At 63.6% G+C, this 12,990-nt stretch carries 9 protein-coding genes and 2 pseudogenes; 3 read left to right on the forward strand and 8 right to left on the reverse strand.

The features are described from left to right. Positions 1-16: 16 nt before the first annotated feature. Positions 17-1,864 carry a 3D-(3,5/4)-trihydroxycyclohexane-1,2-dione acylhydrolase (decyclizing) gene (iolD, locus tag AB8Z38_RS10325; protein ID WP_369726796.1) on the reverse strand — a complete coding sequence of 616 codons (1,848 nt, stop codon included), beginning with the start codon at positions 1,862-1,864 and terminating at the stop codon, positions 17-19. Between the two features lie 431 nt (positions 1,865-2,295). Between iolD and iolG the strand changes: the two are divergent. Continuing rightward, positions 2,296-3,313 (forward strand): annotated as a pseudogene (gene iolG / locus AB8Z38_RS10330) (inositol 2-dehydrogenase). Positions 3,314-3,419: 106 nt separating this feature from the next. Beyond that, on the forward strand, positions 3,420-3,875 hold the full coding sequence (locus AB8Z38_RS10335; protein WP_369726797.1) for an RbsD/FucU family protein: 456 nt from the start codon (positions 3,420-3,422) through the stop codon (positions 3,873-3,875). Between the two features lie 76 nt (positions 3,876-3,951). Here the strand turns inward: AB8Z38_RS10335 and AB8Z38_RS10340 are convergent, their stop codons facing one another. Then, entirely contained in the window at positions 3,952-4,977 is a 1,026-nt protein-coding gene (locus AB8Z38_RS10340; RefSeq protein ID WP_369724778.1) for an aldo/keto reductase, read from the reverse strand. A gap of 192 nt (positions 4,978-5,169) precedes the next feature. On the opposite strand from AB8Z38_RS10340, the gene AB8Z38_RS10345 reads away from it, so the two are divergent. Beyond that, positions 5,170-6,069, forward strand: a complete 900-nt coding sequence (locus tag AB8Z38_RS10345; protein ID WP_369724780.1) for an SMP-30/gluconolactonase/LRE family protein — start codon at positions 5,170-5,172, stop codon at positions 6,067-6,069. Between the two features lie 3 nt (positions 6,070-6,072). Here AB8Z38_RS10345 and AB8Z38_RS10350 read toward each other — a convergent pair whose 3' ends face one another. The 6 genes and pseudogenes from AB8Z38_RS10350 to AB8Z38_RS10375 all read right to left on the reverse strand — a co-directional run bounded on the left by AB8Z38_RS10350 (position 6,073) and on the right by AB8Z38_RS10375 (position 12,979). Then, on the reverse strand, positions 6,073-7,032 hold the full coding sequence (locus tag AB8Z38_RS10350; RefSeq protein ID WP_369724782.1) for an ABC transporter permease: 960 nt from the start codon (positions 7,030-7,032) through the stop codon (positions 6,073-6,075). Beyond that, on the reverse strand, positions 7,029-8,141 hold the full coding sequence (locus AB8Z38_RS10355) for an ABC transporter permease (RefSeq protein ID WP_369724784.1): 1,113 nt from the start codon (positions 8,139-8,141) through the stop codon (positions 7,029-7,031). Before AB8Z38_RS10355 ends, AB8Z38_RS10350 begins: the two co-directional genes overlap by 4 nt. Next, positions 8,134-9,675: a sugar ABC transporter ATP-binding protein gene (locus AB8Z38_RS10360; RefSeq protein ID WP_369724785.1), complete on the reverse strand. Its 1,542-nt coding sequence runs from the start codon at positions 9,673-9,675 to the stop codon at positions 8,134-8,136. The genes AB8Z38_RS10355 and AB8Z38_RS10360 overlap by 8 nt, the downstream gene beginning before the upstream one ends. 66 nt (positions 9,676-9,741) lie before the next feature. After that, positions 9,742-10,872 carry a sugar ABC transporter substrate-binding protein gene (locus AB8Z38_RS10365; RefSeq protein WP_369724786.1) on the reverse strand — a complete coding sequence of 377 codons (1,131 nt, stop codon included), beginning with the start codon at positions 10,870-10,872 and terminating at the stop codon, positions 9,742-9,744. A gap of 417 nt (positions 10,873-11,289) precedes the next feature. After that, a pseudogene (locus AB8Z38_RS10370) lies at positions 11,290-12,338 on the reverse strand (LacI family DNA-binding transcriptional regulator). A 38-nt stretch (positions 12,339-12,376) separates the two neighbouring features. Beyond that, positions 12,377-12,979, reverse strand: a complete 603-nt coding sequence (locus AB8Z38_RS10375; RefSeq protein ID WP_369724788.1) for a ThuA domain-containing protein — start codon at positions 12,977-12,979, stop codon at positions 12,377-12,379. Between the last annotated feature and the right edge of the window lie 11 nt (positions 12,980-12,990).

Genomic DNA, 12,990 nt, shown 5'->3' on the forward strand with positions numbered 1-12,990 from the left:
GCTTGCCGGCATCACATTAATTCCAGTCGCTCTGCGCCTTCCGGGCGTCCGCATAGCGCTCACGCGCGGCCCGCACCTCCGCCCGCACCGATACTTCAGGCACCGCCACGTCCCACCAATGTCCGCCTGCATCGGTCGACCTTGAGGGATCGGTATCGATGACGATCACGGTGGTGCGATCGTTCTGCCGCGCCCTTCGCAGGGCCGCCTCGAGTTCGCCGAGATTGCCGACTTTCTCGGAAACCGCGCCGAGCGAACCAGCGTGCGTTGCGAAATCAATCTCCGGCAGAGTTTGATGCCGCGCCGTCGCGAGCAGGTTGTTGAACGACGAACTTCCGGTGCTGCGTTGCAGGCGGTCGATGCAGCCAAAGCCCCGATTGTCCAGCAGGACGATCGTGAGCTTGAGGCCCAACATCAGCGAAGTGGCGATCTCGGAGTTCAACATCAAATACGACCCGTCTCCGAGCATCACAATGACCTCGCGAGCAGGGTTCGCCATTTTGACGCCAAGTCCGGCCGCAATCTCATAGCCCATGGTGGAGAAGCCGTACTCCGCGTGATAGCCGCCGGCGGCGCCGGCGAGCCAGAGTTTGTGGAGCTCGCCAGGCAACCCGCCTGCTGCACACACGACTACGTCCGACGGCTGGGCTGTGCGCTGCACGGCACCAACCACCTGAGCATCCGACGGAAGACTCTCGTTGCCGAGCGCAGTGTACTTGCCCGCAACCGCCAGCCAGCTTTCACGCTCCGTCTTTGCCTGCGTAACCCATTCGAGCGGTGGCAGCCACTCACCGAGCGCCTTGTCGAGCGCATCGAGAGCCTCGCGCGCATCGGCGACAAGCGGCTGGCTGCCCCGCTTGGTCGCGTCGAATGCTTGCACATTGAGCGCGATGATCCTGCAGTCGGCGTTCGGGAATAGTGACCAGGAGCCAGTGGTGAAATCCTGAAGGCGCGTGCCTACGGCGAGAATGACGTCTGCCTCCCGAGCAGCACGGTTGGCCGCGGCCGTTCCGGTGACCCCTATCGCTCCCATGTTGAGCGGATGGCTCGCTGGAAACGCGCTCTTGCCAGCCTGCGTTTCGGCAACGGGAACGTTGTGTTTCTCGCAGAACAGCAGCAGCTGCTCCTCGGCCTCGGAATAGAGGACCCCGCCGCCCGCAATGATGAGCGGCTTTTTCGCCGCGCGCAGCAGCGCAGCCGCCGCCGAGAGCTCCCGGTGATCGGGCCTCGCCCGGCGTGGCCTCCACACGTGTGGCTCAAAAAAACTCTCGGGATAGTCATAGGCTTCGGACTGCACGTCCTGGCAGAGCGCCAGCGTAACGGGGCCGCAGCGAGCCGGATCCGTCAGCACGAGGAGCGCGTTGGCCAGCGCCGGCACGATCTGCTCCGGCCGCGTGATGCGATCGAAATAACGCGAGACCGGCCGGAAGCAATCGTTGGCCGATATGATGCCATCCCCGAAATCCTCGACCTGCTGAAGCACCGGATCTGGCCGTCGCGACGCGAAGACGTCCCCGGGCAGAAACAGAACGGGCAGACGGTTGACGTGCGCGAGCGCCGCCGCGGTCACCATGTTGGTGGCGCCGGGTCCGATCGAACTCGTACAGGCCATCATACGTCGGCGACGCGAGGCCTTTGCGAAGGCGATCGCCGCGTGCGCCATCGACTGCTCATTGTGGGCTCGAAATGTCGGCAGCGTATCTTCAGCTGCGTGCAGCGCTTCACCTAGACCGGCGACGTTGCCGTGGCCGAAAATCGCCCAGACGCCCGCAAACAGCGGAACCTCACGGCCGCCGAACTCAGCTTTCTGAACCGCGAGCGCCCTGACAAGCGCCTGCGACATTGTGAGCCGCGTCGTTTTCATCGGCATTGACCTCCTCCCACCCTCGTTTGCCTCACGCTGCTGACAGCCGGGTCCCGCGCCCGTTCGAGATGCGCGAAAGAATTGACCAGGTCGGCGGCTTCGCGCACGAGATGCACACGGATGAAGCGCTCCATGGCAGTCATGTCTCACCCCTGCCCGTGGTTGGTTCGCGGGAGAGCACGGCCACCGTCCATCCATCCTGATGTGCGGCCGAGCGGCCGCGAACTCCCCGGAGCGAGCGCTCGCCTGCCTCGGGCAATGAATGCGATCTTCCCCAATTCCAAAGCTATTTGTGTCTCCCTATTGGTTCTTGATGAATACCGATTTGATATTCCGGTCAATCGGAATATCTATCTCATTCTCTCGGCCGGTTCGGCCGAGCTCGCCGCGGCAGGGAGTGCGCGGCGATGAGACCGCGAAAGAGAGGTTCGATGACCGTCAAGTTCGGTTTGATTGGCGCCGGCCGGATCGGGAAAGTTCACGCGAGGGCAATCGGCTCGAGTTCGGACGCCAGGCTTGTCGCGGTGGCCGACGCCTCGCCCACCGCTGCGCGTGATCTCGCAATCGCTTTTGGGGCAGATGTCCGCTCTATCGAAGACATCGAGCGATCGGCCGATGTCGATGCCGTCGTGATCTGTACGCCGACGGATACCCACGCCGATCTCATCGAATGCTTTGCGCGGCGGGGCAAGGCAATTTTTTTGCGAAAAGCCAATCGATCTCGACGTTGCGCGGGTCGCGCAGTGTTTGTCCGTGGTCGACAAGGCGAGGGTCACGCTGATGGTCGGGTTCAACCGTCGCTTCGATCCGCACTTCTCGGCTGTGCGCAAGACCATCGATGACGGCACGATCGGCGACGTTGAAATGATCTCGATCACCTCCCGTGATCCTGGTCCGCCGCCCCACGACTACATCGGCCGGTCGGGCGGTATCTTCCGAGATATGACTATTCATGATTTCGACATGGCGCGTTTTCTTCTGAAAGAAGAACCTGTCTTCGTAAGTGCTCACGCCTCGGTGCTGGTCGATAAGGCGATCGGCGAGCTGGGAGACTTCGACAGTGCCAGCGTCATCCTGGAGACCACATCGGGCAAACAGTGCCTGATCTCCAACTCGCGTCGCGCGACCTACGGCTACGACCAGCGGATCGAGGTCCACGGATCGCAGGGAATGGTCGCGGCTGAAAACCAGCGCCCCGTCTCAATCGAGATCGCCGACAAGAGCGGCTATACCAGGCCGCCGCTGCACGACTTTTTCATGACGCGCTACCTGGAAGCCTACGCCAACGAGATCGCCGCATTCATCGCAGCAGTCACCGGCGGGAAGCCGGTGTCGCCAGGCGGTGAAGACGGACTCCTCGCGCTGATGATTGCGAACGCAGCACTCGAATCCGTCAAGAGCAGAAAGACAATCCGTCTGGTCCCGAGAACGACGACAACGCAGACGTAGGGTTTTCCGGGGGATGCTGCGATCCGAACCAAAATCGCGCACTCACCGGAGGCTTGACGAACCGCAGCCGATCTCACTAGCATGTAACGAAAATAGCGGGCGCGCCATGCTGAAGTCGCTTGATCCCATTCTGAATGCGGATGTCCTCCACGCGCTGCGATCGATGGGGCATGGCGACGATCTCGTGCTGTGCGACACAAACTTCCCGGCCGACTCCGTTGCCCGCCACACGGTGCTGGGCAAGCTGCTACGTATCGACAACGTCACCTCGGCGCGAGCGGCCCGCGCGATCTTCTCGGTGCTTCCCCTCGATTCATTTGTCGACCAACCCGCCCTGCGGATGGAAGTCGTGGACCAGCCGAACGAAATCCCGGCCGTCCAAGCGGAAGTGCAGAGGGAGATCGATGCTGCGGAAGGACGTTCGCTTCGGCTAGGCTCGATCGAGCGATTTGCCTTCTACGAGCGTGCCAAGAAATCGTACTGCGTGATCCAGATCGGCGAGCGCCGCTTCTATGGCTGCTTCATCTTCAAGAAGGGCGTCATCCCGCCCGATGCGGCCTAGGCCGCTCGTTGTCGTCGGCATCTTCCTCGAGCGGTACATCGTCAGCGGTCGGAGAAATAGCCGGCGACCGGCGGGCCTATCTCGGGACGGGCGCCTCGGTGTCGAGCAGTCGTGCCGCTTTCAGGTCGCTCCAGAGCGCGGCCGGAACCTCAGTTGTCAGTGCGGCTAGGTTGCGCTCAACCTCCTGCGGGCTCTGCCCGCCCAGGACCACGCTCGCGACAGCAGGATGACCGAGCGCAAAATGCAAAGCTGCCGTCGGCAGCGCTACGCCATGAGCGGCGCAGACGCGCTGGATCTCGGCCACCCTGGAAAGGATCTCCGGCGGCGCGTCCTGATAATTGTACTTCGCGCCGGCGACCGGCCCGGTCGCGAGAATTCCCGAATTGAACACGCCGCCGAGCAGCACCGCGATGCCCTGCTTCAGCGCCAGCGGCATGAACTCCTTCAGCGCCGGCTGCTCCAGCAGTGAGTAGCGTCCGGCGAGGAGCATCACGTCGAACGAACCGGCCTGCGCAAAGCGCACGCACATCTCGGCTTCGTTGACACCGATCCCGATGCCGGCAACCACGCCTTCCGAACGCAGTCTGTCGAGCGCCACATAGGCGCCGGCCATCGCCTCGCGAAACCGATCCTCGATCGCAGCCTGGCCATGGGTCCAGACGTCGACGTCATGGATCAGCAGCAGATCGATCCTGTCGGTGCCCAGCCGCAGCAGCGACTGCTCGACCGACCGCATCGTCCCGTCATAGGAGTAATCGACCACGGCCCGGTGCGGATGCCCTCCGACAAAGCCCGACCGGGTCTCGGGCCGGTGGAACGGATCCATCCAGCGGCCGGTCTTGGTGCAGAGGACGACATCCTGCCGCTTCACCCGCCGGAGCGCAGTCCCGCAGCGATGCTCGGACAGACCGTTGCCGTAGTGCGGCGACGTATCGAGCAGATTGATGCCGAGCTCGAGGGCGCGACTTGCAGCGGCAATCGCGGTGCGGTCGTCGAGCTCGAGGAAAAGATCGCCCAGCGGCGCGGTTCCAAATCCAAGGATGGAGGCCTGAAGCCCGGTCCGGCCAAGCGGGCGGCGCGGCAATGCTGATTGAGAAACCATGGTGGATCGTTGCCCTTCTCGGCGCCGTTTTCGACGCGCTGGTCTCATTGTCGGGAGCTGCAGCGTATGTGTTTGCCGCCGCGTGTCAACGCTGCGTGCGACGCCCAAAGCTGTTCCGCTGATACCGCGGACTTGCTAAGAATGAGAGAAAGCGCGCGGACACCTCACGATCCGCGGCAACAAGGAGGAAAGATGCTCCCCTATGTCACGCATGATCCCCGGTTTACGCGCCTGGTCTTCGGCCATGCCAATCTTGAAAAGCTCACCAGCGGCTGCCGCTGGGCCGAGGGACCTGCCTATTTCCCGGCCGGTCGCTATTTGATCTGGTCCGACATTCCCAACAATCGCATGATGCGGTTCGACGAGACCGATGCGTCGGTCTCCGTATTCCGTTCGCCGAGCTTCAATTCCAACGGCAACACGGTCGACCGCGAGGGACGGCTTGTCACCTGCGAGCATTTGATGCGGCGCGTCACGCGGACCGAGCACGACGGCTCGATCACGGTGCTGGCTGATCAATTCGACGGCCGCAAGCTGAATTCGCCCAACGACGCCGTCGTCAAATCGGACGGCTCGATCTGGTTCTCCGATCCGACCTACGGCATCGACAGCGACTATGAGGGGCTGCAGACCAGGTCCGAGATCGGAGCCTCCAACGTCTATCGGATCGACCCCGGCACCGGCGCGGTGACGCGCGTGGTGTCGGACCGCGTCCAGCCCAACGGGCTCGCTTTCTCGCCCGACGAGACGCTGCTCTACGTCGCCGACACCGGTGCCACGCATGTCGACGGGCTCCCCGCGACGATCTGGTCTTATCAAGTGGATGGGCAAAAGCTCGCGGATGCGAAGCTATTTTCAACCTATCCGGACGGGCTCTATGACGGCTTTCGCGTGGACATACACGGCAACATCTGGACGTCGGCCGGCCGCAACGTGTTCTGCTATGCGCCTGACAGCACCCACATCGGCACGATCCCGATCGGCGAGATCGTCGCCAATGTCTGCTTCGGCGGTCCGCGCCGCAACCGGCTCTATATCTGCGGGCAGACTTCGCTGTACGCGATGTTTCTCAACACCCGCGCGGCCGTGTAATGTTTAGCTCGTCACGCGCTCGCCGCGCCCGTAGACCAGCAGCATGAAGATGATGACCAGGCCGTAGATCACCTGGCGGCCGGCTTCCGGCATATCCATGATCGACAGCACGCTGTTGAGGAGCACGATCAGCACGACTCCGATCAGCGTGCCGAGATAGCGGCCGCGGCCGCCAAGGATGTTGGTGCCTCCAATCACGACAGCGGCGATCGAGGGCAACAGATAAGCATCTCCCATGCCCTGATACGCCTTGGTGGAATAGCCGGCGAGCAGCACGCCCGCGAGCGCGGCGGCAAGCCCGCAGAGGACGAAGCAAATCACCGTGACCCGGCGCGTGTCGACGCCGGCGAGATAGGCCGCTGCTTCCTTGTTCCCGATTGCATAGACGTATCGGCCAAGCGCCATGCGCTGCAAAATCACCACGACCAGCACGGAGACCGCAGCCCATACGAAGAGAGCGTTCGGGATGCCAAGCGTACGCTCGCCCGCCAGCACCCGCATCAGGTCGGTCGCCCCTGTCTGCGGCGCATAGCCCCCGGTATGCGCAACCATGAGGCCGCGCATCACGGCATTGACGCCGAGCGTGAAGATCATCGATGGGACGCGCAGATAGGCGACACCGATGCCGTTGACGAGACCGACCAGGACGCCGATTCCGAGCCCGACCGGAATGGCGAACGGACCGCCCACGGAGGTCGCCATCATGGCGGCGGCGGCCAGCGTCCATGGAACCGACAGATCGATTTGCGCGATCAGGATCACGATCATCATGCCCGCCGACACGATGCCGAGGAATGCACCGATCTGCAATTGCTGGAGCAGATAGGCCGGCGACAGTAGCGGGGTGCTGCCGAAACGGGCGAACGTATACACCGTGCCCGCGACGAGGATGACCAGGATGAACAGCGCCGCAATCAGGATCGGGCGGTCGTCTCGCGAGAGACCGAAGGAGGCTGTCGTCATCGGAACAGCTCCAGCGTATTCTTGACGCGCAGCACGCCCAAAGCGCCGATGCTGACGGCGGCGAGCAGGATCACGCCCTCGAACAGTGGTTGCAAAAGGGGCGCGATGTCGAAGATGCGGAAGAAGAAGGAAATCACGCGCAAGACCATGGCGCCGAAGATCGAGCCGATCGCACTGCCGGTGCCGCCGAGCAGCGACGTGCCGCCGATCACCACGGAAGCAATTGAGTTGAGCGTATAGGCGCCCGCTTGCGGAATATCGGCATTGCCCGACGAAGTCTGGATGGCGAGGAAGAGACCGCCGCAGCCGGCAAAGAAGCCTGCGAGCGCGAAGGCCGCGATCTTGGCGCGCTCGATGGGAAGGCCGGACATATAAGCAGCGCCCTCGGCCGAGCCGACGGCATAGACGGCGCGGCCGAGAACGGAGCGGCGGAACGGCACCCACACCACGAGCGGAATAAGGACGAGAAGCACGAACGGCACCGGGATCCAGGCGAACGGCGCAAACCAGCCCGCCGCGCCGTCGTCGAAGATGTGCGCGGTCGAGGCGAAATCGCCGAGCGAATTGGTCAGCGCCCAGTTCAGATCCTCGTCGATCTTGCCGCCTGGGGTCGGACGCAGGAATAGCGCGATGCCGATATAGACAGCGCCGGTCGCAAGCGTCGCGATGATCGGCTGGATACGCCCATAGACGACGACGCAGCCGTTGATGAAGCCAGCAGCCGTGCCGATCGCAAGGCACACGACAATCCCAAGCAGGATGCCGGTCACGCCGCCTGGAAATGTACCGAGGCCGACATGCAGGCCGAACAGATCGAGATGCAGCGGCGCGCCACCTGCCGTGCCGGTCAGGAGGTAGCTTGCAAAGCAGCCGACCATGGTCATGACCGCGCCGACGGAGAGATCGAGGCCCGACATCAGGACCGGGACGGTCTGTGCCATCGCCAGCATGGCGAGCGCAAAAATTTCGTCGCCATTCTGCACCAGCACGGCCGGGGAGAAACCGCGGGGATGGGCGATATTGTAGAGAATGTAGAGGGCGCAGAACAACAGGATGGCGGTGACAAGACCGATGTTCTGGCGGATCCTGATGGCGAGATCGTCAAGCATGCTGGGCCTGCGCTGCGGCATCGGTGTCGATGTTGAGGGAGCTCGCGACGATGTTGGTCTCGGTGAGGTCGTCGCCTTCGAGCTCGCGCACGATGCGCCCGTCATACATGATGGCGACGCGGTCGCAGCAGCCGATGAGTTCGTCATAGTCGGTCGAGTAGAACAGGATGGCTGCGCCCTGGTCGGCAAGTTCGCGCATCAACCGGTACAGCTCCTGCTTGGTGCCAACGTCGATGCCGCGTGTGGGATCGTTGAGCAGGATGATGCGCGGATCGGTCATCAGCCATTTGGCGAGCACCACCTTCTGCTGGTTGCCGCCCGACAGCGTCGAGACCGCATCACTCGCCTCGCGCAGCTTGATCTGCAGCCGTGCGATGGCCCGCTGGATCGCGGCGCGTTCCTTAGCCCCGTCGACGATTGGACCGGTGGAGAGGGCGTCGAGCGAGGCGATCGCAAGATTGTCCGCGATCGACATCGGCAGCATCAGCCCTTCGGTTTTGCGGTCCTCCGGGACGAGCGCGATGCCGACCGATTTTGCCGCCGCCGGAGAGCCGGGACGCACCTCGCGATCGGCGACCGCAACGCGACCCGTGACGCCGCGCAGAACGCCGAACAAGGCGAGCAGCAGCGATTTCTGGCCCTGACCATCGAGACCGCCGAGCCCGACGATCTCGCCGGCGCCGACGCTCAGTGAAATGCGATCGAGGTGCCTTTCCCAGGACAGGTTCTCCAGCGTCAGCACCGGTTTTGCGGGTTGGCGCGGCGGCTTCGGCGGATACTGGGCCGTGATGTCGCGCCCGATCATGAGCTGGACGATCTCGGCGGTGGAGCGCGCGCCCGTGTCGAAGGTTTCGATGTGACGGCCATTGCGAAACACCGAGGCGCGGTCGGCGAGCGCCTCGACCTCGTGCATGCGGTGCGAGATGTAGAGGATTGCGACGCCCTTGGCCTTGAGTCGTGCCAGCATCGCATAAACCTTCTCGACATCCGCGCTGGTCAGAGCCGATGTGGCCTCATCGAGGATCAGCAACTGCGGGCGCTTGCCAAGCGCCTTGGCAATCTCGACGACCTGGCGCCGCGACAGGGGCAGATCGCGGACGTGCCTCAGGGGATTGATATCCTCGCAGCCGATCTCTGCCAGAAGCTGTTCGGCGCGGCGCCGCTGCGCCCTTGCATCGATCAGGCCGAACCGCCGCGGCGGCAACGCGATGGAGATGTTGTCCGCGACCGAGAGGTCGGGCATCAGCGACAGCTCCTGGAAGATGCAGACGACACCGGCCGCATTCGCCGCCGCCGGCGTGGTGAAGCCGACGTCGCTGCCCGCGAGGCGCATGCGGCCGCTGTCCGGCTGCACCACGCCGGCGATGATCTTGATCAGTGTCGACTTGCCTGCGCCGTTCTCGCCCAGCACAGCGTGGATCTTGCCGCGTTCGCAGGCGAAATCGACGGATTCCAGCGCGCGAACGCCGGCATAACGCTTGGAGATTCCGGCGAGCTCCAGGAAGGCGGGTTGCGTCGGGTCGGCAGCCGGCATGTCCGGGCCTTCACGCGACGACGGCCCGGCGGATGCCGGGCCGTGGCGGAGCGATCGCTGCAGAGGTCACTGGGTGTTCTTCTCGCTCTGCGACATGATCTCCGGCGCGGTGAAGTTCACGCCGCAAGGTGTGAACTGGTTCGGCGCGAAGAAGTTGGCATTGAGCTCAGGCCAGTAATTCGTGCCCGGCTTGAGGTCCTTGTAGGTCGCCACCGGAATCGGGATCGAGATCAGCTGCGGCATGACGTTGCCCTGCAGCGCCGAGATCGCCGCCTTGGTCGCGATCGCAACCAGCGCCGGCGACTGGCCGTAGGACATGCCCTTGAGCCCGTCCTTGGCGTGATCGGCGATCTGCTTGCGGTACTCGTTTTCGCCCTCGCCCGACATCGGCACAAAGGGATGCTTGGCAGCCATCAGCGCCTGCACGGTGCCGTCGGAGCCGCCTTGGGTGAATATTCCGTCAAAATGGCCATGCACGGCCAGCGCATCCGCGGTCACCTTCTGCGAGGTGCCGGTATCCCAATTGCCGACGACTTCGGTGATTTTGAAGCTGTTGCCGGGCCCTTCCATGACCTCGCGGAAACCGAGATGACGGTCGCGGTCGACCGAGTTGCCGGGCAAGCCGCGAACTTCGAGAATGTCGCCGGATTTCTTGCCACTCTCATCGATCAGCCATTTGGCCGACATGCGGCCCATTTCCTTCTGGTCCTCGTTGACCATCATCACCTTGTCGGTGTCGAGAACGTTGTCGAAAGGCACCACTACGACGTTGTTCTTGTCGGCAAGCCGGATGATGCGATCAAACCCGTCGGGCGCGACCGCAATCGTGACGATGGCATCGAAGCCCTGGTTGATGAAATCCTCCATCGCGCCGAGTTGCGCGGCAACATCGGTCCCGGTGGAGACGACCTTGAACTCCTTGATGTTCTCCTTGATCCCCGGCTGGTCGGCGAATGCCTTGGCGGTCTTTACCATCTGGATGCGCCAGGTGTTGCCGACGAAACCGTTGACCAGCGCGATCCGGTAGGGGCCGGGCTTCTTTGGCCACTGGAAGAATTTCGTTTCAGACGACCACGGCTTGAAGCAGGCGGGATCGGCACCCGGACCGGAGACGACCTTGGGACCCGCCAAAGCACTCACCGAGGACAGCAGCAAGCCAGCGCAAGCCAGCCCCGCCAGACGAAGCGTCCACACCATGTCATTTCTCCCTGAGCGTTTGTGTTCCACCCTAATGCGGCGTTGTCGCCATGCCGGGAATTGACCTCCCCGTGCGCTTTGCCGAGATAAGATGGCACGCAATTTGCGATCCTGACAAGCGGAGGGCGGATGCTCGGCCGCGACACACGACGTGAACGCACCGCACAACGATCGCGATTGCGGGAAGCAGAAAACGTAACAATGACAGCCGGATGTTCGTGGGCGGCATGGGATGGCGCAGCGGCGCAGGTGGGTCAGGGCCGACCTTCCCTGGTCCCGTCCACGCGCGCGACGAAAAAAATGACACTCAGGGAAAAGTGTGAATCGCTATGCGAAGCCGCGGGGCAGCCGCGACAATGTCGGCGACCGGGACGTGCGTCGTCGGCCGCGCCAACACAGGCAGCGGCGCGTACGACGTTACGGCAGATTGTCGCGCAGAAAAATGTCGATGCGAATGCGCTCCTGGTCGGGGCTGATCGGCTCACCCGAGCAATGCGCCAGTAGGACTCGCGCCGCAGAGCGCGCCTCGTGACCGGGTCCTGGTTGATGATTGCATCAAGTGTGCCTCGGACCAGGAAACGCCGCGTGTGCTGGGTCAGCTCGTGAGTGATCCAGACCACTTTGCGCGCACGCCCCGAGATCTCGAGCGCGTCGGCGATGCCACGGTTCCCGGCGCCGCAGCAATATATGCCACGGAGATCGGCATGGCGCGCGAGCAGCGCGGCTGTGAGCTCCCTCGTCCGTTCGCTGTCGTCGCGGCCCTCGATGGCTGGTAACGCGAGCAGGTTCCGATACTCGCTGGACAGGATCTGGTGAAAGCCGAACTGCCGCTCGCTGTGGTCGCGCAGCGACAACGATCCGGCGATCACGGCAACCGTCCCCTTGCGGCCGCCAAGGAAGCGTCCCATCAATGTTGCCGCAGTTCGCCCCGCGGCCGGATTGTCGATGCCGACATAATGCAGGCGCCGCGAGCTCGGCGCGTCCGACACAAGGGTCACCACGGCGACCTTCCGGGCAACAAGCTCGTCGATCGCCGCACGCACCCTGGGATGGTCGAGCGCAACGACGGCGACCCCCTGATAGACGGGGGACAGGTTCTCCAGCGCGCCGGCGAGCACGTCCGGATCGAATACGTCGACATGGACAACATCGATAAAGCCGCGCTGGCTGGCGAGCCAGTGTGCGGTACGCTGGACCTGCTCGGTCAGGCTCGTCATGAAGCTGTTGCTGCCGCTCGGCAGCACGAAGGCGAAGCGGAACGACTGCCCACGGGCGAGCCGCGCGGCCGCGACGTCGGCGCGATAGCCGAGCTTTGCCACCGCCGCCTGGACGCGCGCAACGGTCTTGGCGCGCACGCCATCGCGCCGGTTGACGACGCGATCGACGGTCGCGAGCGAAACGCCCGCCGCGCGCGCAACGTCCTCGAGCGTTGCGCGGACCGCCGACTGCGTCGCACCAGCTGTCATTCGCGGGCCGCCCACAGCAAGCCGCGGATCATCAAGGTTCAGATCTCCGGGACGTCCAGCTCGTAGGCACGGTGGCCGAGTGAGGAATAGAACACCCTGCCCGCGCCGTATCGCTTCTTCCACACCACCGGCATCACCACGCCCTCGATCCAGGGCGCGTGCTCGCCGCTGAAGGTCGTTGTCGCCAGCACCTCATTGGCGGGGTCGACATGCATGTAGTACTGCTCGGAGCGATGCTCAAAGCTGTTCAGGCCCTTCGTGATGGGATCGTCCGGCTTCGTCAAATCGACCTTGTAGTCAATGATGTTGCCGGGATGCGCGACCCACTGCCCTCCACACATGAACTGGTACTCGACGGAATCGCGGAAGGCATCGCCCATCCCGCCGTGGTGGCCGGCGAGCCCCACTCCGCTCCGCACCGCCGCGCAGAGATTGAGCGCTTCTGCCTTCTCGATCTTCGACATGGTGTAGATCGGGATGATCAGCGACAGATCGTGGATCGCAGGATCGGCGAACGCCGCCGTTGTGGTCTCGATCCGCACCTCGAAGCCTTCCGCCTTCAGCCAGCCGCGGATCATCGAGGCACAGAGATCGGGATCGTGTCCCGGCCAGCCGCCCCAAACAATCATTGCATTGCGCATGTTTCCCGTCC

It is taken from the genome of Bradyrhizobium sp. LLZ17, assembly GCF_041200145.1.
Classification (GTDB): Bacteria; Pseudomonadota; Alphaproteobacteria; order Rhizobiales; family Xanthobacteraceae; genus Bradyrhizobium.

Coding starts and splice junctions, on each gene's coding strand:
- iolD (WP_369726796.1), bottom strand. CDS start 1,864: ATGAAAACGACGCGGCTCACAATGTCGCAGGCGCTTGTCAGGGCGCTC.
- AB8Z38_RS10335 (WP_369726797.1), top strand. CDS start 3,420: ATGCTGAAGTCGCTTGATCCCATTCTGAATGCGGATGTCCTCCACGCG.
- AB8Z38_RS10340 (WP_369724778.1), bottom strand. CDS start 4,977: ATGGTTTCTCAATCAGCATTGCCGCGCCGCCCGCTTGGCCGGACCGGG.
- AB8Z38_RS10345 (WP_369724780.1), top strand. CDS start 5,170: ATGCTCCCCTATGTCACGCATGATCCCCGGTTTACGCGCCTGGTCTTC.
- AB8Z38_RS10350 (WP_369724782.1), bottom strand. CDS start 7,032: ATGACGACAGCCTCCTTCGGTCTCTCGCGAGACGACCGCCCGATCCTG.
- AB8Z38_RS10355 (WP_369724784.1), bottom strand. CDS start 8,141: ATGCTTGACGATCTCGCCATCAGGATCCGCCAGAACATCGGTCTTGTC.
- AB8Z38_RS10360 (WP_369724785.1), bottom strand. CDS start 9,675: ATGCCGGCTGCCGACCCGACGCAACCCGCCTTCCTGGAGCTCGCCGGA.
- AB8Z38_RS10365 (WP_369724786.1), bottom strand. CDS start 10,872: ATGGTGTGGACGCTTCGTCTGGCGGGGCTGGCTTGCGCTGGCTTGCTG.
- AB8Z38_RS10375 (WP_369724788.1), bottom strand. CDS start 12,979: ATGCGCAATGCAATGATTGTTTGGGGCGGCTGGCCGGGACACGATCCC.